Source organism: Rhodococcus sp. WB1 (assembly GCF_001700945.1).
Lineage (GTDB): Bacteria > Actinomycetota > Actinomycetes > Mycobacteriales > Mycobacteriaceae > Rhodococcus > Rhodococcus aetherivorans.
In genome coordinates this window covers 5116049-5141496 of sequence record NZ_CP015529.1, presented here as the reverse complement: position 1 = coordinate 5141496, position 25448 = coordinate 5116049, and the positions used below count along the sequence as shown (strand labels likewise).

Genomic DNA, 25448 nt, shown 5'->3' with positions numbered 1-25448 from the left:
GGGGCCGGTGATCACCCACCGTTCGCCCCAGCGGGGCACTCGGTGAGGCCAGGGGCCAGCCGTGACAGTCCAATGTCCGCGGCTACACGGCCGCCCCGTCGAAAGGCCCCTCATGTCCCTCTACACCACCAGCGCCGACGTCTCCGGTCTCCTGCCCGACACGATCGGCGAGCTCATGGTTCAGCCCGTCACCGCCGCGTCCGTCGCGATGCAGGTCGCGGCCGTCGTCACCACCGGCACGCACACCTACCGGGTGCCGATCGTCACCGAGGACCCCACCGCCGCGTGGACCGCCGAAGGCGCGGAGATCAGCCCTTCGGACGCCACCCTCGCCGAGCTCACCGTCACCCCCCGCAAGGTCGCCGGCCTGACCATCATCAGCCGCGAACTCGCCAACGACTCGAGCCCCCAGGCACAGGAGATCGTCGGCCAGGGCCTCGCGCGCGACATCGCCAAGCAGATCGACGCGGCCTTCTTCGGCACCAACGTCACCAACGCCGGGCCGCCCGTGGTCCGCAATGACAATCAGCCCACCGGCCTGCTCGACCTGACCGGCTACCAGAGCGTCGACACCGCGGCGAGCATCACCAATACCGACCCGTTCGCCGAGGCCCTGTCCAAGGCCGAGCAGGTCGGCGCCACGATCACCGCGTTCGTCGCCCATCCGACGACCGTGCTCACCCTCGCCAAGGTGAAGAAGGCCACCGGCAGCAACGAGCCGCTGCTCGGCAACGACCCGACCGCGCCGACCAAGCGCACCGTCCTCGGCGTGCCGCTGCACTCGAGCCCCGCCGTCGCCGCCGGGGATATCTGGGCGATCCCGATCGAGCGGGTCCAGGTGGTGCTGCGCGAGGACGTCACCCTCGACGTCGACGCCTCTGCCTACTTCTCGAGCGACCGCATCGGCGTGCGCGCCACCCTGCGCGTCGGATTCGCCTTCCCTCACGAGGCGGCCGTCGTCCGCCTGCACGACGTGCCCTGACCCTGCCCTGGTCGAAGACGCCGGCCGGTGACCGTCCCGGGAGCGGAGCGTTCACCGGTCCTGGCTGCGGACGTGGCGAGACGAAGGGGAGAGGAGCAGTGGGTAACTCCCGCTACGCGAACGGACACAGACGACGGAAGCTCAGGGCTCGCGTGCTCGCCGAAGAGGACGTGTGTGCTCTGTGCAGGCGGCCCGTCGACAAGACGCTCAGGCTCGGGCCCGACGGGAGACCGCATCCACTGAGTCCCGAGGTCGACGAGATCGTCCCGGTCTCACGTGGAGGCGATCCGCTGCTCCGTGCGAATGTGCAGCTCACGCATCGGCGCTGCAACCAGCGCAAGGGCAACCGGATGCCCGGCGACCGCGTCAAGGCGACCCGGCTCCCGCTCCCGGTGTCGCAGCAGTGGTGACAGACCTACCCCACCAGGGGGGTGCCCCTCCCTGGGGGTAGACGGCGACCCAGTGGCATTGCGCCGATCTCCCCCCGTCTCCCCCCCTCACCACGCGGGGGTGCTGACCAGGGGCAAGGGGGCCGGGAGGGGAGATCGTAGGCCGAAGCGAGGAAGTTGAGAGACTTTCTCGGGCGGTCTGGTGCTGGGGTCCGTGCGATAGCGTGGCAGGCGTGTGAGCCCTGGCCAGTGTGTAGGGCTTCCGCCGCACGCGTTAGCAGGGAATGTAGGACACCGTACGGAACTGCACTGACACCGGGCTGGTCCGTTTCCTAACCCCCTCGTGAACAGGGATCGCATGGCTGGCGAGACTTACACCGGACATGCTGCTGTGGGTGAACATGTCCTTGTCGTGCGAGACTCACCCCGTGAGCGATAGATGGACAAAGTTCATTCACAGTGAGCGTTGGGACGCGCTTTGGCTCTTCGTCACCTCGAAGGCGCTCGTCGTCGTCGCAGCGGCACTGGTGACCTGGGCTTGGAAAGATAACTCCCCGAGTAAGCAACTGCTAGTAGTGCTTGCTGTTGTCGCGTACTCGATTTCGTTCCTTATCGATGGACTAACTAAGATATCCGAACGGCTCCGGAAGGCTGCCGCGGAGGCTCGGGTGGATCAGGTGCGGTCGGAGACGATTAAAAGTATCTGTCACTCATTCTCCAGCATTCCTCAGCACACCACTAGTTTCCTTACTCGAGTAGCGGCGGGGGACGACGAAGCGCGCTCACACTTAGACCGTTACTTCAACTACATGATGGAAACCTTTACGAAGGCGATCACCATCCGAGAACCCCGAGTCTGCTTGTACATGGTAGATCGTGCTGAATCTCCGGATGGAGATGGTGATGGCGCCATTTCGCTCCTTCTGTGCGGGGACGGGGTGGGGCGGTCCGACCCTCCCCGATCCGCGTTCGATGCGACCACCCCACACGGGAAGTTTGTTATTCAGAGGATGAATGAGCGTAGACCGATTATCGTGAGGGATACGGAGGATCCCCCCAGCGAATTCGCTGGCTACCTCGACTGCTCGGACAAGTACTACAAATCGTTCATTGCAGTCCCGGTTACCTACCACGACCACGAATACGGAATGCTGATGGTCGACTCCACAGTGCCTCTAGGACTCACAGAGGACCATCAGGTTGTAGCGCAGCTCTTTGGTAGGTTTGTCGGCAGTGGGTTCCACATGGTTCAGCACAGTCCGGCGAGTCCGCCACGCGTGTCAGTGCCGGCTGCTAGCGTTGCCCCCACCATCGAGGGAGGTGAGTAGGGATGGATTCGGTCCATGACCTGGCGGCGTACCTGACGAAACGGTTGGGGGCCTTGGGCACGATGAAACTGGAGAAGCTCGCCTACTACTGTCAAGCATGGTGGGTTGCGCGCAATGCCACGCCTCTGTTTCCGGAGCCTCTTGAAGCGTGGCGGATGGGCCCGGTCTGCCCTGATCTCTACCGCGAGCATCGTCGGCAGGCCTATGTTGACTCCTGGCCTCTAGGGGATGCGGACAAGTTGACCGAGGCGGAGCGCCGACACGTCGATGCGGTCGTCGAGGTATATGGAGCGTACTCCGGGTTCCGTCTCGGTGATATGACGCACGAAGAGCGGCCCTGGAATGCTGCGATGACACGTGGTGGATTGAACACCGAAATCGCAATTGAGGATATGCGTGAGTATTTCGCTGAGCTGGATAGGCAGGCCCGGCAGTCCTCATAACTGGACGTACGGCAGTACGGCGAGGTTGATCCGGTAACCCCGCAGCTCACTGTCGCGCTGCAGTTCGTGCGTGTACCCGGCTGGTCTGTCACAGGGATCCGCAGTGATGCCAGCGGGCCGTACCTTCAGATCGATCGGTGAGGTTCGTTCGTGGAAGTGCCATTTGACGGAACTGGTGTGGGCACATTTTGGGCACACCCGCCGTCAATTCGGTGTGATTCGGCGTGACCTTGAGAGGGGCGAATTCGCAGGTGGCGATGTTCTTGGCGAAGCGACCACTGGGTTCGGGAGAGTTCAAATCCCTCCGCTTCCGCCGGAAGGAGAGCCCGTCACCTGCGGCGTGTGTGCAGGTGACGGGCTTCGTCGTCGGACGCGCGCAGGTGGCACCGGAGCGCCCGGATCCGACGGCGAGTGTCGCTCCAGGAACGTGTTTTCGCCTCCTACACTGACGGAATGGCCGGCACAGCAGCTCGGGCGGCGGCAGCGCTCGCGGTGGGCCTGCTGACCGCCTGCGCGGCGCCGCATCCGGCAGCGGAACCGGAGCGGACCGCGGTCGACGTGGCCACCGACGGCTACGTCTACGGCTACGCGCCCGTGACGCTCGCGCGGACCCGGGCGAACATGCTCTGCCTGCTGCCGGTGAACCGGCTCCACCACCAGTCCGCGACGGCCGATCCCACCTCGCGCGTCGTCGTCGCCCCCAACGTCGACACACTGTATTCGATTGCGTGGCTGGATCTTCGGGAAGGACCGGTGCTGCTCACGCACCCGGAGGCGGGGGATCGGTACTTCGACTTCCAATTTCTCGACATCTATACCGACGTCTTCGCCAACGTCGGCACCCGGGCGACGGGATCGGCCGCAGGCGCCCACGTCGTCGTCCCACCGGGATGGGACGGTCCGCTGCCGGCGGGAGCGGCCGTGATCGAGTCACCCACGTGGGACGCCTGGATGATCGGCCGGACTCTCGTCGAGGCGCAGACCGACCTCGAGGCCGCCCGGGCCGTGCAGCGGCAGTACTCGCTCACCGTGCTGACCGCCCCCGTCGCCGATGCGCCGCCACCGCTGCCGCCGACCGCGTGCGGAAGCAACCCCGACCCGCAGGCGCTCGCGGCGTCGGGGCCGCAGTTCTTCGACGAGCTGTCGGCGATCCTGGCCGCGAACCCACCACCGCCCGCCGACGGACCGTTGCTCGACGAACTCGCCGGCCTCGGGGTCGGGCCCGGCGCCCGGCCGAGTGCCGGGCCGGCGGACACCGTCGCCGCACTCGCCACCGGGGTGATCCGCGGCGAGCGACGCATCCGGGACCTCGTCGACTCGGGCGAGCAGTCCGGTGCGGTGTGGGGCTCGCTGGCGACCGCGGGCCGGTACGGCACCGACTACCTGCAGCGCGCGGTGGTCGCGACGATCGGGCTCGGCGCGAACGTGCCGGAGGAATCGACGTACCACGTGGCCCGCACCGCGGCGGACGGATCGGCGCTGCGGGGCGAGGCCGGTTACCTCCTGCGCTTCCCGCCCGAGGGGCCGCCGGTGGACGACCGCGGCTTCTGGTCCGTCACCGTGTACGGCCCCGACATGTTCCTCGTCGCCAACCCTGTCGACCGCTACGCCGTCGGCGACCGGACGCCCGGACTGGTCCGTGGTCCCGACGGTGCGCTCGACGTGTGGGTCTCGTCTCGGCCGCCGGTGTCGGGCGGCTCGAACTGGCTGCCGGCGCCGCCCGGGGAATTCGTGCTGATGTTCCGGTCGTACCTGCCGACGGACCGGGCGTGGACCCCGCCGGAACCGACCCCACAGCCGTAGCCGGCGACGCGGTGCCCCACCGTCACCAAGGGCGGCGATCCGCGTTGGTGACGAGCCCCACTTTCTTGACCCGCCCCGGTCCGTACTGTGGAATCGGATTTTCCGAAGTCGGGGGACGAAGGAAGTTGATGCTCAGAGCTGTGGTCGCGACGCTCGTCGCGGCGTTCGTTTTGCCACTGTCCGTGACGTCCGTCGTGTCCGCCGAGCCGGCGGCATCCGCGCGGGTGGATCGGGTGGAGTCCCTCACCGCTCGACGCTCGGCGGTGTTCGTGTCCTCGCCGTCGATGCAGCGGGTCGTCCAGGTGCAGGTCCTGCACCCCGCCGGGGACGGGCCGCGCCCGTCCCTCTACCTGCTCGACGGCGTCAGCGCCGGCGCCGAGTCGGACTACCGCGAGAGCACGTGGACGCAGCGCACGGACCTCGTCGACTTCGTCGCCGACAAGAACGTGAACGTGGTGCTGCCGATCGGCGGTACCGCCAGCTACTACACGGACTGGCTCGCGCCGGACCCCGTTCTGGGCGTGAACGCGTGGGAGACCTTCCTGACGAAGGAACTGCCGCCGCTGATCGACGCCCGCTTCGCGGGCAACGGAGTGAACGCCATCGGCGGACTGTCGATGGGCGCGACGGGGGCGGCGAGCCTGATCGCCCGGAATCCGGACCTGTACCGGGGCGTGGCCGCGCTGAGCGGCTGCCTGGACACGTCGAAGGCGTCCGCGCAGGACGCGGTGCGCGGGACCGTCGCCTACAAGGGCGGCAATCCGGACAACATGTGGGGTGCACCGGGGGATCCGGCGTGGGCGGCACACGACCCGTACGCCCTGGCCGAGCGGCTGCGCGGCAAGGAGATCTTCATCAGCACCGGTAACGGCCTGCCCGGCCCGTACGACGTCGGCCCCGACGCGGAGGCTCTCGACGTGGGCGGACCGCTCGAGGTCGGCGCCTTCGTGTGCACGATCGGCTTCGACCGGCGGCTGCGGGAGCTGAGAATCCCCGCCACCATCGTCTACCGCCCGTACGGCACGCATTCGTGGCCCTACTGGCAGGACGACCTGCGCACCGCCTGGCCGACGCTCGAACGCGCCCTCGGTCTCGGCTGAGCGGTTCCGTCAGGGCAGCGCGATGCGGTCGGTGGCCGGCGGCGGGACGGGCGCGTGCTGTGCCAGGTAGTCGTTCAGGGCGTCGAGCTCGGCACCCGCCCCCGTCGCCCGTCGCGCCTGTGTGAACCCGGTGAATCCGTCGCCGCCCTCGGCGAGGAACCCGTTGACGACCACCCGGTAGGCCGCGGCCGCATCGAGCGGCCGATCGGCGATCGTGACATCCCGGATCCGGCTGCCGGGCGCCGCGGCCCGGTCGAGGACGTAGCGCAGGGTGTGCGACGGCGCGAGGATCCGTTCGCGGCCCGCGCCGGTTCCGTCCTGCTGGAACTGCTGCTCGAGGATCCCGACCAGTTCCGCACCGGTGAGCTCGAGCACCTGCAGCCGGTTCCCGAACGGCTGGGCTGCGTAGGCGTCGCCGTAGGTGACGACCCCGTCACCGGAATGCAGCAGGTCGGCGCGCACTCCACCGGGATTCGTGAGCGCGAGCTGCGCCCCGGCGGGTTCGGCGGCCGCCAGCTGCGCGTCCGCGACGAGGTTGCCGAGGGCCGACTCGCCGCTGGGCGCGGTATCGCGGGTCAGGTCGGCGGCGATGCGGCCGACGACGCGTTCGGCGACGTCGCGCGACTCGTCGACGGCCCGGTCCACGAACTGCTGCGTGCGCGGGTCGGGGGCGATGTCGTGCGTCACGATCTGATTGAACGCGTGGGTGCGGTCGCGCAGCACGTCGCGGCTCTCCCGGTCGATCGTCAGGTCCGCGACCGAGATGATGCGCCCGTGCGAGGCGCCCTGCAGCACGGTCCGGGGACTGCCCGCCGGGTCGGGGTAGCTGCAGTTGAAACTGTCGTCGCCGTCCGCGGTGACGATGACATCCACCTTCGGCGACACCCGGGTGGCGAGGCTGCGCGCGGGCCCGGCGGTGGCGTCGCACGGGTCGGTCCCGGCGGGCGGCGTCAACGCGCCCTTGTAGAGCAGGACGATCGAGCGGACGCCGAGGGCATCGAGCGCGTCGGCGGTGCGGTCGACGGCCGTGATCTCGTCGGTGAACTGCAGGCCGGCGATGTCGTCGCCGCGCACCACCTGCGGCGTGTCGTGGGGGGCGATGCCGATGACGCCGACCGGCACACCGTCGACGTAGTCCACGGTGAACGGCAGGGCCGCGGGGCTGCCGTCGGCGTCGGCGACGTTCGCCGCGATCAGCGGGAAGGTGGCTCCGGCGTACTCCTCGTCGTACCGGCAGCCCTCCGGGTGGCAGCCGCCGTCGCGCAGGCGCTGCAACTCGGCGTAGCCGTTGTCGAACTCGTGGTTGCCGAGGGCGGCCGCGGTCACGTCGAGGCCGTTGAGCAGGTCGACGGTGGGTTCGTCGTGGAACATCGCCGACTCGATCGGGGACGAGCCCCAGGTGTCGCCGACGGAGTAGAGCACCGAGTTGTCCGCCTGCGAGCGCAGCTGCCGGACGTAGGCGGCGAGATATGCGGCGCCGCCCGCCGGAACGGATGCGCCGTCGGAGCGGACGACCTCGCTGCGGGGGCCCTGGGGCGGGAGGAGGCTGCCGTGCAGGTCGCGGAAGGCGATGAGCCGCAGCGGCAGGGCGTCCGGGGGGATCGCGGTCGCGGGGGCCACGGCGAGCGACGTCCACAGCGCGCCGGTCAGCAGGGCCGCGGACAGGGTCCACCGGCGTGCCACGCCTGAACCCATCCGCACACTCCAACTTCCGTAGCCGACCGGACGAGTGTGCCAACGGATGGTCACGCGATCGCCACCCGGCGATAACGGTTGGGTCTCGTAGGCGTTCCTGCGCAGGTCAGGGCTTCGAGATTTCCGCGATCTCGACGCCCTTGCCGGTCGCAAATGCGAGGAACGCGTCGTTCTCGTGCGGATCGCCGATGGTCACCCGCACCCCGTCGTCCGCGTACTGGCGCACCAGCACACCGGCCTCCGCGCACGCCTCGGAGAACGCCGCCGACCGGTCACCGAGCGGCAACCACACGAAGTTGGCGTAGCTCTCCGGCACGGGATAGCCGGCGTCCACGAGCGCCGTCCGCACCCGGTCGCGCTCGGCGAGCACGCTGTCGGTGCGCTCGAGCAGTTCGTCGGCCGCCGCCAGGGACGCGATGGCCGCCTGCTGTGCGAGCGAGCTGACGCTGAACGGGGTGTGCACCTTGTTCAGGACCTTGATCACCGACGGGTCGCCGACGAGATAGCCGACCCGCAGGCCGGCCAGGCCGTAGGCCTTCGAGAAGGTCCGCAGCACCACGACGTTCGGCCGGCCGGCGGCGAGCGCGATCCCGTCCGCCTGCTCCTCGCCGGGCTTCGGGCGGGCGTATTCGAAGTAGGCCTCGTCGAGCGCGACGAGCACCTGCGGCGGCATCGCGTCGAGGAACCGTTCCAGCTCCGCTCTGCCCAGCAGCGCCCCGGTCGGGTTGTTGGGGTTGCAGACGAACACCACCCGGGTGCGGTCGGTGATCGCGGCGAGCATCGCGTCGAGGTCGTGGCCGTGCTCCGGGGTGTTGGGCACCGGCACCGACTTCGCGCCGGCCACCGCCGTCACCACCGGGTACGCCTCGAACGACCGCCAGGAGAACACGACCTCGTCGCCGTCGTTGCAGGTCGAGAGCACCAGTTCCTGGCACAGGCTCACCGAGCCGTTGCCCACGGCGATGTTCTCCGGCTTCACCCCCAGCCGCCCGGCCAGCGCGCCGATGAGCACGGCCGCCATGTTGTCCGGATACCGGTGGACCGTGTACGCCGCCTCGGCGATCGCGTCGCGCACGCTGGGCAGGGGACCGACGGTGGTCTCGTTGCTGGCGAGCTTGATCGCGCCCGGGAAACTGCGGCCGGGCACATAGGACGGGATCGAGGTGAGGTCGGGGCGGGTCCGTGGGGTCACCAGCCGATTATGCGCCCGGCGATTGCGTGCACGGTCGTGGTGGGTCGTGTCATCGTGGACGGTATGTCGGGAATCCACACTGCCGCGGCCCGGTTGCCGGACGGGTCGGGGCAGGTACCGCTGACCGTGTTTCGGCCGGAGGGTGCCATCCGCGGTGGCATCGTCGTGCTGCACGAATCCCGTGTGTTTCCGCCGGTCCTGCTGGCGTTCATGGAGGTTCTGGCTGCCGAGGGCTGGCTGGTCGTGGCTCCGAATCTGTTCCACCGCGAGTTCACCGAGGACGACGAGGTGTTCGGGCAGAACCTGTTCGACGACGTCGATGCCGCGATGGACTGGCTGGTACGCAGTGGGGTCTACCCGGACGCGGTCGGCGTGATCGGGTTCGACGACGCCGGGACGGCGGCGCTCATCGTCGCCGCCAATCGGCGGGTGGGTGCCGCGGTCACCGTCGCGGCGCACGGCATCGTGCAGCCGTTGCGGCCCGACGTTCCCGCACTCGTCGAGGCCGTGCGCAACCTGCAGGCGCCGTGGCTCGGTCTGTACGGCGAGGACGACCCGACCACCCCGACCGGCGACGTCGAGCAGCTGCGCGAGGCTGCCGGACAGGCCGACGCACCGACCCTGGTCATCGGTTACCCCGGCCTGGCGCATCGCCCCGACGAGCCGCCGGTCGAGCACGACACCGCCGATCCGGACACCGACCCGGCCGAGGCGGCGATCATCGACGCACGGCGCCGGATCTTCGACTGGTTCGACGCACACCTGCGCTGACCAGGCGTTTTGCGTTTGTCGTCCGAACGTGTGTAATCTTTCGTCCCGGCGGTTCGAGAGAATCGAAACCCCCCAGGGAGGCGTGCCAGAGCGGCCGAATGGGACTCACTGCTAATGAGTTGTCCCCTTTACGGGGGACCGGAGGTTCAAATCCTCTCGCCTCCGCCACGTCGGTGCAGCGTCGCCGGCGACAACTGAATATGAGAAACAACTACATACACGCACTGCGCCCGTAGCTCAACGGATAGAGCATCTGACTACGGATCAGAAGGTTAGGGGTTCGAATCCCTTCGGGCGCACAACGAAGAGCCCCTCACCCATTGTGGTGAGGGGCTCTCGCGTCGTGGCGGCCCCCCGACCCCGACGATGGGGCAGGACCTACGACGTGCCGATCAGACCCTGGTCGTACGCCTTCTCGAAGTCGTCGTTGACGAGGACGACGGTGCGGTCGATCCGGTCGATCATGGACGCGGCGACGGATGCCCGGTAGCCGGAGGCGCAGTGCACCCACACCTCCCCGCGGGGTACCTCGTCGAGCCGCTCGGCGAGGTCGTGCAGCGGGATGTTGACCGCTCCGCGCACGTGGCCGTCCTCGTACTCGTCCTTCTGGCGCACGTCGAGGACCCGGACCTGCTCGCTGTCGATCTCCCGGGTCAGCTCCGCGAAGTCCGAGACGCGGTACGACCGAAGTTCGTGTCCGTTGACCAGGGTGTGGATCTCGCCGACGGCCGCTCCGGCGAGTTCGTCGACGCCGATGCGGACCAGTTCGCGCTTGGCGTCGGCGATCTGCTCGTCGCTCTCGCCGATGAGGGTCAGTGGCGCACCCCACTTGTAGAGCCACCCCAGGTAGGTGACGAAGGAGGTGGACAGCTCGAAGCCGAGTGTGCCGCCCAGGTGTCCCGCGGCGAAGGCGGTGCGCTCGCGCAGATCGACGACCCACTCACCGGCGTCGATGCGCCGGCGCAGCTCGGCCGGGTCGACCGGCTCCGGCGCAGACAGGTCGAGCGGCGACGGACCCGCCCTGTTGATCACGCCCATGTGGGCGTAGTACGCGGGGTAGGTATTGAGTCCGGCGATGAGCTCGTCGACGTAGGCCTGCTCGTCGCGGGTCAGCGCCGGGTTGACGTCGCGTTGCTGCCCGACGGTGGACGAGTCGCCGCTGGTGGGGGTCGCCGAGCAGAAGCTGCCGAAGCCGTGGGTGGGATACACCGGAGTGTCGGCCGGCACTTCGTCGGCGATCCGTCGCACGGAGCGGAACTGTGCGTGGGTCAGTTCCTCGGTGTACTGCGGGCCGACGAGATCGGTGCGGCCGGTCGAGCCGTACAGCATCGACCCGCCGGTGAAGATCCCGTGCGTGCCGCCGGTCGCGTCGAGCAGCACATAGCTGACGTGGTGGTGGGTGTGCCCGGGGGTGTGCATCACCCGCAGCCGGATGGGACCGGCGTCGATCAGGTCGCCGTCGTGGACGGCACGTCGCTCGTAGTCCACGTCGTCGCCGGCTGGAACGATGTACTCGGCCTCGACGGCGCGGGACAGTTCCAGCCCACCGGTGACGTAGTCGTTGTGGATGTGGGTCTCGAGGACATGGGTGATGCGCGCTCCGCGGTCGTTGGCGAGCGCGAGCACTCGATCGATGTCCCGCTGTGGATCCACGACGACGGCGACGTCCGCCTCGGTGACGAGATAGCTGCGATCGCCGAGGCTCGAGGTTTCGATGATCGATACGTCCATGTCGATGCCTTTCCACGGTACTTCCACTATGCCCCCGGATACCCCGGGGCGTACAAAGAATGCGTGGAGTGCGGGAAGAGTTTCGGCTCAGCGCAGGAACAGTGTGTCCACCAGCACGTACGCGGCCACGACGAAGACGAGATAGGCGAACCACCGCCGCAGCCGTCCGGTTTCCATGCGCGTGCCGAGGTGACCGGCGACAAGCGACGCGACGACCGCGGCCCCGGCGAACGCCGCCGTGATCGACCAGTCGATGTCGGCGTCCCCGAGATGCGCGATCAGCCCGGCCGCCGAGTTGGCGACGATGACGACGAGGGAGGTCCCGACGGCGACGCCCATCTCCAATCCGAGGAGCATCACCAGCGCGGGGATGATCAGGAAGCCGCCGCCGACGCCGAACAGGCCGGTCAAGAAGCCCACCCCCAGGCCGGCCGGGATCGCCCTCGGCGCGCATCGCCTCCAGTCGATGCCGAAGTCGCCGGTCTTGCACGCGGTCCCGGCGTCGTCGCTCTCGCGCAGCATCCGGATCCCCGCGACCACCATCACGACGGCGAAGCCCACCAGCAGCACCGGTTGCGGCAGCAGCGTGCCCACAGCCGTGCCGGCGAACGTCGCGGGGATGCCGGCCGCGGCGAACACCGCGGCCAGCCGCCAGTCGACCTGCCCGGCCCGAGCCTTGGGGATCGCCCCGGACAGGGCTGCGGCCCCGACGACGATCAGCGAGATCGGGATGGCCTGGCGGAAGTCGAGTCCGAGGCCGTACACCAGGGCGGGGACCGCCAGGATGGATCCGCCGCCCCCGAGGAGGCCGAGCAGGACCCCGATGACCGCTCCGAGAACGAGCGCGATCGCCGGTTGCACCGCTTCCTCCTTCGCCGGTCAGGAATCGGCAGTACCCGGTCCCGCCGCGAACAATGCGGCCTGCACCCGATCTGCGGCCTCCGCGGGGTCCTCGTGCTCCCAGATCCGCACCGCCGTCCATCCGGCCGCGGCGAGCGCCGCGTCGGTGTCCCGGTCCCGGGCCACGTTCCCGGCGAGCTTGGCGGCCCACCACTCGGCGTTGTTCTTCGGATCGGTGGCGTGCTGCGGGCAACGATGCCAGAAGCACCCGTCGACATACACCGCAACGCGGCGGCGCGGGAACACCAGGTCGGCGCGACGACGGATCCCCGGCAGGGGAGCACGATCGACGAAGTAGCGCACCCCGCGACGATGCAACTCCCGGCGCAGGGCCACCTCGGGGACGGTGTCCCTGCGCCGCTGCCGGCTCATCCGGGCGCTGGTCTGCGGATCGGTGGAGGGCACGGCGGTCGGCTCCGTCCTCAGGCCGCGGCCTCGGGGAAGCCGCCCATGCGGTCCAGGTGGGATTCGACGTCGTCGAGGAAGCCGGGCACGAATCTCAGGTTCCCGGACCGGGCCCGCCGCAGGAAACCGGCGGTGGCCCGCGCCGACAGCAGGCGCGCGTCCTCCAGGAATCCGGCGAGATCCTCGTACGGTTCCTGCACCGGCCAGTGCGACTCGTGCACCCGGAAAGCCCGCCGCCGCGCGCCCCAGGCGGCACTCGGCCAGGGGTCGCCGGGCCGCAGCGGGGTCTCGTGGTCGGGGGAGTAATCGATCGGCCGCCCGAGCCGTCCACCGACCCACGCGGCCATGCGCACGCTCACTGCATTGCCGACGAGTCGCCACCGATGCCCGGTCCGCACACCGGGCGCCTGGATGGCGGGTGCGGTCCAGTCGGGGTCGAAGCCCTGCAGCCGTTCGGCGTCGATCAGACCGGGAGTGACGATCTCGCCCGACGGCAGCCGCACTGCCGGCGGACTCGCGATGCCCACCGTGGAGCCGCCCTTGAGCGTGGGCACGGCGTTGACCGCCCAGCCGAGACCGCGCACGCCTTCGGTCCAGTAGAACCCGCACGGGTGGGTGCCGGGATCGCCTTCCGCGGGGGCGCCGGCGTCCTCGCCGAACAACACCGTCCGGGGGTCGTCGGTGCGCGAGGCGAGCATGAGCACCCGCTGCCGGCGCTGCGGGAGTCCGAACGCGCGGGCATCGACGACCCGGTACGCCCACGCGTACCCGAGATCCTCGAGCGCATCGGTGATGTGACGCATCGCGGCGCCGCGTCCGAGTTGCAGCATGAAGGGGACGTTCTCGATGAGCAGCCATCGCGGGCCCTGCTTGCGCCGCACCAACCGGAACACCTCGTCGACGAGGCCCGACCGGGAGCCGGTGATGCCGGCGGTCCTGCCGGCCTGCGACAGGTCCTGGCACGGAAAGCCCGCGGTGACGACCTCGGTTGCCTGGGGCAGGGAACGGAGGCGGGTGACGTCGGTGTGCAGAGGTACATCGGCGAAGCGGGCGCGGAGCACGGCCTGGGCTCCGGCGTCGATCTCGCAGAGCAGTTCGGTGCGCCAGCCGTGCTCGGCCAGGCCGAGCTCGAGTCCGCCGATACCGGCGAACAAACCCACCATGTTCCCGGTCGACGTCACGGCACCCTTTCTCGCTTTGCTCACGGAGCACGTTACTCGAGAATTCGGGCGGCCCGTGCCGCGACGCGAGATGCAATGATCACGTCCGCCGAAAGAGCGAGACGTGTGCCTCGGGGGACGCGATCGACTCGAAGACGGCCTTCATCCGGACCACGGCCTCGATCCGGCGGGCCACGCTCGGTGCGACGTCACCCGCACAGTCGCCGGCCTCGCGGTCGCCGATCCCGAGGAGGAGCTCGTCGAGCGCGGCGAGGTAGTCCTGGCAGGCCGCCGCGCACGTCGCTGCCGCGGGGGACCGAGCCGGGTCCGTCCGCCCGGCCCGGCGGGACGATCTCTGCGGGAAAGCCACTCATGGGTCTCCTATGCCTGACGTGATCGGGGACGCGCGCCGCGGAACGACAACGACGGTGCCACGCAGTGCGCACGCCGGCTACGGTCCGCGCGGGGACTGCCACGAGGCGGACGCCTCGGAAGGTGAGACGCAGTGGCTCAGGGGATGGTTCCGTGTCGCGGAAACAGCCGTCCTCGCGGGCAAACACCCGTCCTGACCTGGCGATTTGGCGCGGGGTCGAATGATCACGTAACTTATTCCAGGTCAGAGCGACACGGACACCGACCCGGCCCGCAGGGGCCCGGGAAAACGAGGTTGGACGAAGGCGCCTGATTAACCCGATTGAAAACCTTCTGGTAGGGTTTCCAATCGCTCCTGAGATCGGATCGGCCGCGGATTTTGATTCCGAAAGCCCCCGATGTTAGGCTGGAACGGTTGCCCCGGAGTGAAGCACTGAAAAGTGCGTAGCGATGGTGTGCGCGTGTTCTTTGAGAACTCAACAGTGTGCCGATGAATGTCAGTGCCAAATATTTTGTTTGGTGCGATCAGATCAGACGCCGACCATGGTGTCAAGCCGATGAGGTGTCGTGAGATGATCGTTGCTGGCTGCCGCATTCTTCCGTCTGTGGTGGTCAGTGTTTTTTGCTGGTTTGAGTTTTTTGCTGGTGATTTGGCTCGATGTCTATGACTGATCGGCCCTTCGGGGTTTGATTGTGAGTCTTCAACGGAGAGTTTGATCCTGGCTCAGGACGAACGCTGGCGGCGTGCTTAACACATGCAAGTCGAACGATGAAGCCCAGCTTGCTGGGTGGATTAGTGGCGAACGGGTGAGTAACACGTGGGTGATCTGCCCTGCACTTCGGGATAAGCCTGGGAAACTGGGTCTAATACCGGATAGGACCTCGGGATGCATGTTCCGGGGTGGAAAGGTTTTCCGGTGCAGGATGGGCCCGCGGCCTATCAGCTTGTTGGTGGGGTAACGGCCCACCAAGGCGACGACGGGTAGCCGGCCTGAGAGGGCGACCGGCCACACTGGGACTGAGACACGGCCCAGACTCCTACGGGAGGCAGCAGTGGGGAATATTGCACAATGGGCGCAAGCCTGATGCAGCGACGCCGCGTGAGGGATGACGGCCTTCGGGTTGTAAACCTCTTTCAGTACCGACGAAGCGCGAGTGACGGTAGGTACAGAAGAAGCACCGGCCAACTACGTGCCAGCAGCCGCGGTAATACGTAGGGTGCGAGCGTTGTCCGGAATTACTGGGCGTAAAGAGCTCGTAGGCGGTTTGTCGCGTCGTCTGTGAAAACCCGCAGCTCAACTGCGGGCTTGCAGGCGATACGGGCAGACTTGAGTACTGCAGGGGAGACTGGAATTCCTGGTGTAGCGGTGAAATGCGCAGATATCAGGAGGAACACCGGTGGCGAAGGCGGGTCTCTGGGCAGTAACTGACGCTGAGGAGCGAAAGCGTGGGTAGCGAACAGGATTAGATACCCTGGTAGTCCACGCCGTAAACGGTGGGCGCTAGGTGTGGGTTTCCTTCCACGGGATCCGTGCCGTAGCTAACGCATTAAGCGCCCCGCCTGGGGAGTACGGCCGCAAGGCTAAAACTCAAAGGAATTGACGGGGGCCCGCACAAGCGGCGGAGCATGTGGATTAATTCGATGCAACGCGAAGAACCTTACCTGGGTTTGACATACACCGGACCGCCCCAGAGATGGGGTTTCCCTTGTGGTCGGTGTACAGGTGGTGCATGGCTGTCGTCAGCTCGTGTCGTGAGATGTTGGGTTAAGTCCCGCAACGAGCGCAACCCTTGTCCTGTGTTGCCAGCAATTCGGTTGGGGACTCGCAGGAGACTGCCGGGGTCAACTCGGAGGAAGGTGGGGACGACGTCAAGTCATCATGCCCCTTATGTCCAGGGCTTCACACATGCTACAATGGCCGGTACAGAGGGCTGCGATACCGCGAGGTGGAGCGAATCCCTTAAAGCCGGTCTCAGTTCGGATCGGGGTCTGCAACTCGACCCCGTGAAGTCGGAGTCGCTAGTAATCGCAGATCAGCAACGCTGCGGTGAATACGTTCCCGGGCCTTGTACACACCGCCCGTCACGTCATGAAAGTCGGTAACACCCGAAGCCGGTGGCCTAACCCCTCGTGGGAGGGAGCCGTCGAAGGTGGGATCGGCGATTGGGACGAAGTCGTAACAAGGTAGCCGTACCGGAAGGTGCGGCTGGATCACCTCCTTTCTAAGGAGCAACTCCTTGCTCGGACCAGCACACAGGTGCCGGGGGAGCGAGGCAGAGCCATTTCGGATTCACACGTAATCCGGTGGTGCTCATGGGTGGAACGCTGACAGTCATCACCGCGCGGGAAGGACCCGAGTGTCCTTCTGCGGTGGTTATATCGGTGCACTGTTGGGTCCTGAGAGAACACGCGAGTGTTTTGTCAGCGACGATGATCCGCGAAACAAGAGGACATGGTTTTCTTGCGGTAGGGGTTGTTGTGTGTTGTTTGAGAACTGCACAGTGGACGCGAGCATCTTTGTTGTAAGTGTTTATGAGCGTACGGTGGATGCCTTGGCACCAGGAGCCGATGAAGGACGTGGGAGGCTGCGATATGCCTCGGGGAGCTGTCAACCGAGCTGTGATCCGAGGATTTCCGAATGGGGAAACCCAGCACGAGTGATGTCGTGTTACCCGCGCCTGAATATATAGGGCGTGTGGAGGGAACGTGGGGAAGTGAAACATCTCAGTACCCACAGGAAGAGAAAACAACATGTGATTCCGTGAGTAGTGGCGAGCGAAAACGGAAGAGGCTAAACCGGATACATGTGATACCCGGCAGGGGTTGTGTGTTCGGGGTTGTGGGGTTCGATGTGTCGGTGCTGCCGCGCCGGCCGACAGTGAGAAATCGCCTGTGTTAGTCGAAATGGTCTGGAACGGCCTGTCGTAGAGGGTGAGAATCCCGTAGACGAAAACGCGGTGACTGTCGATTCGAATACCCGAGTAGCAGCGGGCCCGTGAAATCTGCTGTGAATCCGTCGGGACCACCCGATAAGCCTGAATACTCCCTGGTGACCGATAGCGGACTAGTACCGTGAGGGAAAGGTGAAAAGTACCCCGGGAGGGGAGTGAAATAGTACCTGAAACCGTGCGCTTACAATCCGTCGGAGCCTTCGAGCAGTTTGGTCTGCTGGGGGTGACGGCGTGCCTTTTGAAGAATGAGCCTGCGAGTTAGTGGCATGTCGCGAGGTTAACCCGTGTGGGGTAGTCGTAGCGAAAGCGAGTCCGAACAGGGCGTCTGTAGTGGCATGTTCTAGACCCGAAGCGGAGTGATCTACCCATGGCCAGGGTGAAGCGACGGTAAGACGTCGTGGAGGCCCGAACCCACTTAGGTTGAAAACTGAGGGGATGAGCTGTGGGTAGGGGTGAAAGGCCAATCAAACTCCGTGATAGCTGGTTCTCCCCGAAATGCATTTAGGTGCAGCGTCGCGTGTTTCTCACCGGAGGTAGAGCTACTGGATGGTCTAGGGGGCCCACAAGCTTACCGAAATCAGCCAAACTCCGAATGCCGGTGAGTGAGAGCGCGGCAGTGAGACTGCGGGGGATAAGCTTCGTAGTCGAGAGGGAAACAGCCCAGATCGCCGGCTAAGGCCCCTAAGCGTGTACTAAGTGGAAAAGGATGTGGGATCGCTGAGACAACCAGGAGGTTGGCTTAGAAGCAGCCACCCTTGAAAGAGTGCGTAATAGCTCACTGGTCAAGTGGTTCTGCGCCGACAATGTAGCGGGGCTCAAGTACACCGCCGAAGCCGCGGCACTCGCACAACACCCCGGAGGGTCCACGGATCGTCCGGCAGTGGTGCGGGTGGGTAGGGGAGCGTCGTGCAGCCGGGGAAGCGCCGGAGTGATCCAGGTGTGGAGGCTGCGCGAGTGAGAATGCAGGCATGAGTAGCGAAAGACGAGTGAGAAACTCGTCCGCCGAATGACCAAGGGTTCCTGGGCCAGGTTAATCCGCCCAGGGTGAGTCGGGACCTAAGGCGAGGCCGACAGGCGTAGTCGATGGACAACGGGTTGATATTCCCGTACCCGTGTGAACGCGCCCCTGGTGAATCATCGGTACTAACCGTCCAAAGGGTGATCGAGTTCCTTCGGGAGCCGAGAGCCTGCTGCACGGGACCTTCGGTGGTAGTAGCCAAGCGATGGGGTGACGCAGGAAGGTAGTGGGGCCGGTCAGTGGTTGTACCGGTGTAAGCCCGTAGGGCGTGACACAGGCAAATCCGTGTCGCACACAGCCTGAGAGGTGATGCGTAGCCGAATGAGGCGAATTCCATGATCCTATGCTGCCGAGAAAAGCCTCTAGCGAGCTTTCACACGGCCCGTACCCCAAACCGACACAGGTGGTCAGGTAGAGAATACCGAGGCGATCGAGAGAACTGTGGTTAAGGAACTCGGCAAAATGCCCCCGTAACTTCGGGAGAAGGGGGACCAGTCCCGGTGACCGGACTTGCTCCGTGAGCCGGGGGTGGTCGCAGAGACCAGAGAGAAGCGACTGTTTACTAAAAACACAGGTCCGTGCGAAGTCGTAAGACGAGGTATACGGACTGACGCCTGCCCGGTGCTGGAAGGTTAAGAGGACCGGTCAGCGGAGTTCACTCCGCGAAGCTGAGAATTTAAGCCCCAGTAAACGGCGGTGGTAACTATAACCATCCTAAGGTAGCGAAATTCCTTGTCGGGTAAGTTCCGACCTGCACGAATGGCGTAACGACTTCTCTGCTGTCTCAACCACAGACTCGGCGAAATTGCACTACGAGTAAAGATGCTCGTTACGCGCGGCAGGACGAAAAGACCCCGGGACCTTCACTACAGCTTGGTATTGGTGTTCGGTTCGGTTTGTGTAGGATAGGTGGGAGACTGGGAAGCCCGCACGCCAGTGTGGGTGGAGTCGTTGTTGAAATACCACTCTGATCGTATTGGACCTCTAACCTCGGACCCTGATCGGGTTCAGGGACAGTGCCTGGTGGGTAGTTTAACTGGGGCGGTTGCCTCCCAAAATGTAACGGAGGCGCCCAAAGGTTCCCTCAGCCTGGTTGGCAATCAGGTGTCGAGTGCAAGTGCACAAGGGAGCTTGACTGTGAGACCGACAGGTCGAGCAGGGACGAAAGTCGGGACTAGTGATCCGGCACCGGCATGTGGAAGCGGTGTCGCTCAACGGATAAAAGGTACCCCGGGGATAACAGGCTGATCTTCCCCAAGAGTCCATATCGACGGGATGGTTTGGCACCTCGATGTCGGCTCGTCGCATCCTGGGGCTGGAGTAGGTCCCAAGGGTTGGGCTGTTCGCCCATTAAAGCGGCACGCGAGCTGGGTTTAGAACGTCGTGAGACAGTTCGGTCTCTATCCGCCGCGCGCGTTAGAAACTTGAGGAAGGCTGTCCCTAGTACGAGAGGACCGGGACGGACGAACCTCTGGTGTGCCAGTTGTCCCGCCAGGGGCACGGCTGGTTGGCTACGTTCGGAAGGGATAACCGCTGAAAGCATCTAAGCGGGAAGCCTGTTCCAAGATGAGGTTTCTCACCCCCTCGAGGGGGTAAGGCCCCCGGCAGACCACCGGGTTGATAGGCCGGAACTGGAAGTGCGGTAACGCATGCAGGTGACCGGTACTAATAGGCCGAGGACTTACCACAAAGAAGCTACGCGTCCACTGTGCGGTATCTGAAACAACACACTCACACTCGCTGCGCGAGGAGTCGGAGTAAACGCTGCCCCCCAAAGAATGGGTGGGCCTGCGGCCCCCGACCCACGCGAACAGCGTGCGTGGGTCGTTTCACAGAGTTACGGCGGCCATAGCGGAGGGGAAACGCCCGGTCCCATTCCGAACCCGGAAGCTAAGCCCTCCAGCGCCGATGGTACTGCACCCGACAGGGTGTGGGAGAGTAGGACACCGCCGAACACCCGTTACCGGAAGCCCCCCAACCTCGTTGGGGGGCTTCCGGCATTTCCGCATGTTCCGGTCCGGCTCCCTCTTGTCCGTGCTCCGGCACAGGCGAATCATTGAATCTACGGTGGTCGCGATTGCCGGCCGTCGGGTGACGCCGACGGTGGACGGCAACGGGTCGGCCACGGAAGCCGTTGGGTGCGGGCTTGTCCCGCACGTGGAGGCGATAGTGATGTTCATTCAGGTCTGGCAGGGGACGGTTCGCGACGAGCAGGGACTGAAGGCCTGCCTGCAGCGGTGGACGGACGAGCTGCGCCCGGGCGCAGTGGGCTATCTGGGTAGCACGTCGGGATTCAGCGACGACGGCACCTTCGTGTCGGTGGCGCGGTTCGAGTCGGAGGAGGCGGCCCGCCGCAACAGCGAACGTCCGGAGCAGGGCGCGTGGTGGGCCGAAGCCGAGCAGTGCTTCGACGGGGAGATCACCGTCCACGACTGCCGTGACGTCGAGGTGTGGATGGAAGGTGGCTCGGACACTGCAGGATTCGTACAGGTCATGGAGGGGCACTGCCCCGATCTCGGGCGGATGAAGAGTCTGCTCGCCGAGGGTCAGGACCGGGTACATGAGCTGCGGCCCGAGATCATCGGCGGCACGCTCGCCACCTACGGTGACGACGGGTACGTCGAGACGGTGTACTTCTCGTCCGAGGAGGAGGCACGGGCCCACGAACGGATGGAGATTCCCGACGATCTGCGGCCGCTTCTGGAGGAGGAGATGCGCCTGCTCGGCGACGTGCACTACTACGACCTGCACGAGCCCATTCTCACCCCGAGCGGCAGGTGAGCCGGCTCAGCCGACAGTAGGGAAGCCCGGGCCGTGGTGGCACGGCCCGGACCGCCCCGCAGTGTCAACCGTTCCGCAGTGTCAGGGCCTCGGCCGGTGGGGCAGGGCCCGCGTGAGCCGCGGCGCCCAGCCGTGGGACGGCCAGCGCTTGAGTCCCAGCCGATCCGGCGTCAGACGGGTGTCGACGAAGAGCTTCTCGAGTTCGGGATCGGCGTCGCCGAGGAAGCGGTAGAGGATGGTGCCGCCGTTGTCCTCGGTGCGGGATGCCGCTTCCCAGCCGGTGGCCCGGTAGGCGCCGCGCACGATGTTGTCCGCCACCACCAGGATGGGCAGTCCGTCGACCCGGCGTGCCGCGGCTCCGGCCGGCCACGGACGGTCGGCGAGTCCTCGGACCTGTTCGGGGGAAGCCGATTTCGCATCCGTGATCCGCAGCACGACGCACGGGGTGGGCAGCTCGGGTGCGGCCTCCGCGGAGTACTGACGTATCAGCTCCTCGATGGGGTGGGCCACCCGGTCGGATTCCTCGGTCGCGCCGACGAGGTTGGTCAGCACGAGTTCGCCGTCGTGCGGTTCGAGCAGCCCCAGCACCGAGACCAGGGCCTGCGCGGTGAAGCCGGCGGCGTGGTCGGCGTCGACCGCCGGGGCCACCCGGTCGGCCACGACGTAGTGGCCCACGGAGTAGCCGGAGTCGTAGACGGCACGGATCCGGTGCACAGCCGCGTCGGTTTCGGGGGTGTGGGCGGGCGGGGCCTCGCCGCCGGCGGTGAGCTTGTGGTTTTCGCCGAGTGCCGTCCAGGTCAAGGCGAACAGGCGGTTTCCGCGGCCCTGTCCGACGTGCAGGACGGTGTGGTCGCGCGGATCGACGAGGGCGTACACATAGGCACCGAGCTGTTCGACGACCATCGCCGGCAGCGGGTCCGGGGTGGGGGTGCGGTCGTCGACGTCGGTGACGATCTCGCGCAGGACGGCGAGGCGCAAGGCGACCGGTACGGTGCCGGCGGAGCCGCCGAACAGTTCGCGGTTGGCGGCATCGACGGAGCCGAAGGCGCGTCCGGTGTGGCGGGCCAGGGCGGCGAGCGCACGAGTGAACTCGGCGAGGCGCTGACGAGGGTCCGCGGCGGTATCGGGCAGCTCGTTGCTGGTCAGGAACATCTGGATCTCGGGGGACTCCAGGAGGATCTGGGCGATGTTCTGAGGAACTGTCCACACGGTACGCATGAGGCGACTGTAGGCCAGTCTCTTGCGGGTAGCGGGTTGCGTGCTCAAACGCGCTGCACAACGCCGGTGGTCACCGCCCGGCAACCGCGTCTTGGTGCCGCGGACACGCGCCCGTGGTGTGACGATCGCCACGTTCGCCGTAGTCGTCGGCTACACGAAGGGCACGATTCACGGCACCCCTGCTCCCTGGGGGTGGCTCGTCGCTTAACGTAGACACGTGAGCATCCCAGTCCCCGATGCCGCGCGGTCTGCGGCGAGCCCAGCATCGAACTGGCCCGCGATTCTGACGTGGCGGGCGTACGACGTTCCTCGGATGGAGTCGGTGCGTGTCCAACTGAGCGGCAGTCGCATCAAGGCGGCGGGTCGCATCGTCGGCGCGCAGTGCGCGGAGCACCCCGCGTTCAGCGCGTCGTACGACCTCGTGACCGACGAGAACGGTGTGACGCGCCGGTTGTCGGTGCGCACGACCGTGGCCGCCGGCGAGAGGCACATGTCGATCAGCCGGTCCGAGGAGGGCATCTGGATGGTCGACAACGGCACCCAGCACCAGCGTTCGGCGTTCGGCGGGGCACTCGACGTCGATGTCATCCTCAGCCCGTTCTTCAATGCGCTGCCGATCCGCCGCTACGGGCTGCAGTCCGGCGCGGACGAACTCGAGGTGCCGGTCGTCTACGTGAACCTGCTCGACCTCGGCATCGAGGAGGCCACCCTCGTCTACAGCAGCGCGGCCGACGGCATCCACGTCCTGTCCCCGGTCTCCAGCTCCTCGGTGACGGTGGACGGCGACGGTTTCGTCGTGGACTACCCCGGTCTGGCGGGGCGGATCTAGGCCGGGCTGTTTCAGGAGAGGGCGTTGCCCTCGCTGTTTCAGGAGAGGGCGCTGCCCTCCACTGCCATCGCCAGTGCGAGGGCCGTGGACTCTCCGGGGTGACTGCCGTGCCCGCCGGTCCCGGTGGTCAATCCGATCACCTGTACGCCGATGGGAAAGTCCCCGCCGCCCGGCGCGGGAACCGACACCGCAGGTACGCCGAGCACGCTGAACGGGATGCACATCTGCAACAGCGGCCCCCGGAGCGCGGCGGGGTCGCTGTCGAGTGCGGCCGATCGCAGCGGGGTGGTGACGGTGATCAGGGCGTCGAGCCCGTCGTCGCGGCGTAGCCGGCGCAGGACGTCGCGGCGCAGCCGGGCGGCCGTTCGCACGGCCCGCACGTAGTCCGTCGCCGGACGGTCCCGCTGAGCCGCGAGCAGCGCCGCGGTGGCCGGCTGGTAGAGGTCCGGGTCGTTCTCGAACCAGCGCTGATGGGTTTCGTACGCCTCCGAGCCGGTGACGACGGGATACACGGCGAGCAGGTCGTCGGTCTCCGGCAGCGTCACGTCCCGTACCTCCGCACCGAGGTGGGCGAGCGTGCGGCAGGCGTCGTCGAGCGCGGACTCGAATGCGGCGTCGGGCACGTCCCAGAGGCCGCCGCGCAGCCGCCCGACCCGCAGACCCGAGACGGGCGTGCGCAGGTGTGCGATCCCGGGCAGCGCACCCCACGCCAGTCCTGCGTCGAGGACGTCGCGGGCGAGCAGGCCCACGTGGTCGAAGGTGGTGGACAGGGGGAACACCCCGTCGACCGGCAACGCGCCGCGGGTGGGCTTGAGGCCGACGACGCCGCACAGTGCCGCCGGGGTCCGCACACTGCATCCGGTGTCGGTGCCCAGCGCCAGCGGCACGATGCCCTTGGCGACGAGCGCCGCCGACCCCGAGGACGAGCCGCCGGTGATCCGGGTGGGATCGTGCGGGTGCCGGGCCGGTCCGGACGCGTTGACCAGGCCACTCGGCCCGTACGCGAACTCGTGCAGGTGCGTCTTGGCGACCACGACGGCGCCGGCCTCGCGGAGCCGCTCGACGATCCTGGCGTCCCGTGCGGCCGGCGGTGCGTCGGCGAGGACGTTGCTGCCGCACCGCGTCGGCATCCCGGCGACGTCGATGTTGTCCTTGACGGCGACGGCGACACCGTGCAGCGGGCCGATCCAGTTGCCGGCCGCGAGCTCGGCGTCGGCGCGAGCGGCGGACTCGAGGGCGGCGGCGTCGTTGCGAGCGGCCACGAGGTTCGACCACGGTGTGCCGTCGAGGGCGTCGAGGTCGGCCAGCACCTGCCGGACGTGGCCGGTGGCGGTCAGTTCGCCTTTCGCGAGTGCCGCCGTGGTGTCGCGCAGTGTCACCGCGTCCACACCTCGCCGCGGCGGCCGGCCTCGCGCAGCCGGGCGATCCAGTCGGCATCGCCGGGGACGATGCCGGTGACGGGCCGCCGTGCGCGCTGCTCGAATCGTCGCCGGGCGGCGTGACCGGCGGCGGTCAGCTCGGCGGTGCTGCCGTCGGCGAGTCGCTCGCGGGCGAGGCGCAGCACCTCGAGGGTCTCGTCGAGGGTCGTGAGCAGCGCCGTGGCGTTGCCCTCGCACATCGCGTCGACCAGCGCGGGTGCCGTCCCGGCGACGCGGGTGCCGTCGCGGAACGAGCCGGCGGCCAGGCCCAGCGCCAGGTCGCCTCCGGCGGCCCCGGACAGCGCCAGTGCCTCGGCGAGCAGGTGCGGCAGGTGCGAGACGCGGGCGACCGCGGCGTCGTGCTCACCCGATTCGGCGGGCACGACGACGGAACCGCAGTCGAGGGCGAGATCGGCGACCTGCGTCCACACCACGGGGTCGGTGCCGTCGTCCACGGTGACCACCCACACCGCGTCGCGGAACAGTTCCGCGAATCCCGCCGACCAGCCGGACTCGGCGGTGCCGGCCATGGGATGGCCGCCGACGAAGCGGGCGGACAGCCCGTGGGCGGCGACAGCGGCGGCGACCTGCGACTTGACGCTGACCACGTCGGTCAGCGCGGCGTGCGGGGCGTGCTCGGCGACGGCGGCGAGCACCGCGTCCACCGCGGGCACGGGCACGGCGACGACGACGAGGGCGTCGGATTCCGCGGCGCGCCGCAGCGTGGCCGGCAGGTCGGTGGAGGCGTCGAATCCGTCGGCCCGCGCGGCCTCGACGGGCTCCGCCGACCGGTTGTATCCCCAGGCCTCGCGACCCGCGGCGACGGCCGCACGCAGCAACGATCCGCCGATCAGGCCGAGGCCGAGCACACACACGGGCGGGGTGGACGCGGAGGTGGGCACCCGAACAGGTTGGCACATCGCCCGCTGGACTTCATTCACGGGACTGCGCCGACTACCGT

At 67.2% G+C, this 25448-nt stretch carries 18 protein-coding genes, 2 tRNA genes, 3 rRNA genes and 1 pseudogene; 14 read left to right on the top strand and 10 right to left on the bottom strand.

Annotated features, from left to right (window positions below; translation table 11 throughout):
* The first annotated feature begins 112 nt into the window (after positions 1–112).
* From A4U64_RS23045 to A4U64_RS23020, 6 genes and pseudogenes are all read left to right on the top strand, one after another.
* Positions 113–982 carry a phage major capsid protein gene (locus tag A4U64_RS23045; RefSeq protein ID WP_065923178.1) on the top strand — a complete coding sequence of 290 codons (870 nt, stop codon included), beginning with the start codon at positions 113–115 and terminating at the stop codon, positions 980–982.
* A 98-nt stretch (positions 983–1080) separates the two neighbouring features.
* Positions 1081–1272, top strand: a pseudogene (locus A4U64_RS29265) (hypothetical protein); the annotation flags it as partial.
* Positions 1273–1799: 527 nt separating this feature from the next.
* Positions 1800–2699, top strand: coding sequence for a GAF domain-containing protein (locus A4U64_RS28325; RefSeq protein WP_198163337.1), 900 nt, complete (start codon positions 1800–1802; stop codon positions 2697–2699).
* A gap of 2 nt (positions 2700–2701) precedes the next feature.
* Entirely contained in the window at positions 2702–3142 is a 441-nt protein-coding gene (locus A4U64_RS23030; RefSeq protein WP_065923175.1) for a Panacea domain-containing protein, read from the top strand.
* A gap of 492 nt (positions 3143–3634) precedes the next feature.
* A complete protein-coding gene (locus A4U64_RS23025; RefSeq protein WP_044475699.1) occupies positions 3635–4945 on the top strand; it encodes a DUF1254 domain-containing protein in 1311 nt (436 codons plus the stop codon).
* 128 nt (positions 4946–5073) lie between these two features.
* Positions 5074–6045, top strand: a complete 972-nt coding sequence (locus A4U64_RS23020) for an alpha/beta hydrolase (RefSeq protein WP_029547048.1) — start codon at positions 5074–5076, stop codon at positions 6043–6045.
* Between the two features lie 9 nt (positions 6046–6054).
* On the opposite strand, the gene A4U64_RS23015 is transcribed toward A4U64_RS23020, so the two are convergent.
* Both A4U64_RS23015 and hisC read right to left on the bottom strand, forming a co-directional pair.
* Positions 6055–7740: a bifunctional metallophosphatase/5'-nucleotidase gene (locus A4U64_RS23015; protein WP_065923174.1), complete on the bottom strand. Its 1686-nt coding sequence runs from the start codon at positions 7738–7740 to the stop codon at positions 6055–6057.
* A 106-nt stretch (positions 7741–7846) separates the two neighbouring features.
* Positions 7847–8932, bottom strand: a complete 1086-nt coding sequence (hisC, locus tag A4U64_RS23010) for a histidinol-phosphate transaminase (protein WP_065923173.1) — start codon at positions 8930–8932, stop codon at positions 7847–7849.
* Between the two features lie 63 nt (positions 8933–8995).
* Here hisC and A4U64_RS23005 point away from each other — a divergent pair, with 63 nt between their 5' ends.
* The 3 genes from A4U64_RS23005 to A4U64_RS22995 all read left to right on the top strand — a co-directional run bounded on the left by A4U64_RS23005 (position 8996) and on the right by A4U64_RS22995 (position 10002).
* Entirely contained in the window at positions 8996–9703 is a 708-nt protein-coding gene (locus A4U64_RS23005; protein ID WP_065923566.1) for a dienelactone hydrolase family protein, read from the top strand.
* 76 nt (positions 9704–9779) lie between these two features.
* Positions 9780–9871: transfer RNA gene (locus tag A4U64_RS23000), tRNA-Ser, on the top strand.
* Positions 9872–9929: 58 nt separating this feature from the next.
* Positions 9930–10002 (top strand) — tRNA-Arg (locus A4U64_RS22995).
* 79 nt (positions 10003–10081) lie between these two features.
* Here A4U64_RS22995 and A4U64_RS22990 read toward each other — a convergent pair.
* The 5 genes from A4U64_RS22990 to A4U64_RS22970 all read right to left on the bottom strand — a co-directional run bounded on the left by A4U64_RS22990 (position 10082) and on the right by A4U64_RS22970 (position 14269).
* Entirely contained in the window at positions 10082–11434 is a 1353-nt protein-coding gene (locus A4U64_RS22990; RefSeq protein ID WP_043796745.1) for an MBL fold metallo-hydrolase, read from the bottom strand.
* An 87-nt stretch (positions 11435–11521) separates the two neighbouring features.
* Positions 11522–12295 carry a sulfite exporter TauE/SafE family protein gene (locus tag A4U64_RS22985; protein WP_065923172.1) on the bottom strand — a complete coding sequence of 258 codons (774 nt, stop codon included), beginning with the start codon at positions 12293–12295 and terminating at the stop codon, positions 11522–11524.
* Between the two features lie 18 nt (positions 12296–12313).
* Complete coding sequence (locus A4U64_RS22980; protein ID WP_006932816.1) at positions 12314–12739, bottom strand: very short patch repair endonuclease; 426 nt, start codon at positions 12737–12739, stop codon at positions 12314–12316.
* Between the two features lie 17 nt (positions 12740–12756).
* Positions 12757–13902 carry a DNA cytosine methyltransferase gene (locus tag A4U64_RS22975; RefSeq protein WP_043796739.1) on the bottom strand — a complete coding sequence of 382 codons (1146 nt, stop codon included), beginning with the start codon at positions 13900–13902 and terminating at the stop codon, positions 12757–12759.
* A 97-nt stretch (positions 13903–13999) separates the two neighbouring features.
* Positions 14000–14269, bottom strand: a complete 270-nt coding sequence (locus A4U64_RS22970) for a hypothetical protein (protein ID WP_232334130.1) — start codon at positions 14267–14269, stop codon at positions 14000–14002.
* Between the two features lie 703 nt (positions 14270–14972).
* Between A4U64_RS22970 and A4U64_RS22965 the strand changes: the two genes are divergently transcribed.
* The 4 genes from A4U64_RS22965 (at position 14973) to A4U64_RS22950 (ending at position 21022) form a co-directional block, all read left to right on the top strand.
* Positions 14973–16494: ribosomal RNA gene (locus tag A4U64_RS22965) — 16S ribosomal RNA — on the top strand.
* A 298-nt stretch (positions 16495–16792) separates the two neighbouring features.
* A 23S ribosomal RNA gene (locus A4U64_RS22960) occupies positions 16793–19930 on the top strand.
* A 149-nt stretch (positions 19931–20079) separates the two neighbouring features.
* Positions 20080–20196, top strand: a 5S ribosomal RNA gene (rrf, locus tag A4U64_RS22955).
* Together the 16S, 23S and 5S rRNA genes form the textbook arrangement of a ribosomal RNA operon.
* A 217-nt stretch (positions 20197–20413) precedes the next feature.
* On the top strand, positions 20414–21022 hold the full coding sequence (locus A4U64_RS22950) for a hypothetical protein (RefSeq protein ID WP_029547057.1): 609 nt from the start codon (positions 20414–20416) through the stop codon (positions 21020–21022).
* 81 nt (positions 21023–21103) lie between these two features.
* Here A4U64_RS22950 and A4U64_RS22945 read toward each other — a convergent pair whose 3' ends face one another.
* On the bottom strand, positions 21104–22240 hold the full coding sequence (locus tag A4U64_RS22945; protein ID WP_065923171.1) for a GIY-YIG nuclease family protein: 1137 nt from the start codon (positions 22238–22240) through the stop codon (positions 21104–21106).
* Between the two features lie 313 nt (positions 22241–22553).
* On the opposite strand from A4U64_RS22945, the gene A4U64_RS22940 reads away from it, so the two are divergent.
* On the top strand, positions 22554–23069 hold the full coding sequence (locus A4U64_RS22940) for a putative glycolipid-binding domain-containing protein (protein ID WP_029547058.1): 516 nt from the start codon (positions 22554–22556) through the stop codon (positions 23067–23069).
* Between the two features lie 38 nt (positions 23070–23107).
* On the opposite strand, the gene A4U64_RS22935 is transcribed toward A4U64_RS22940, so the two are convergent.
* Both A4U64_RS22935 and A4U64_RS22930 read right to left on the bottom strand, forming a co-directional pair.
* Entirely contained in the window at positions 23108–24457 is a 1350-nt protein-coding gene (locus tag A4U64_RS22935) for an amidase (protein WP_065923170.1), read from the bottom strand.
* A complete protein-coding gene (locus A4U64_RS22930) occupies positions 24445–25407 on the bottom strand; it encodes a prephenate dehydrogenase (RefSeq protein ID WP_044476377.1) in 963 nt (320 codons plus the stop codon). Before A4U64_RS22930 ends, A4U64_RS22935 begins: the two co-directional genes overlap by 13 nt.
* Between the last annotated feature and the right edge of the window lie 41 nt (positions 25408–25448).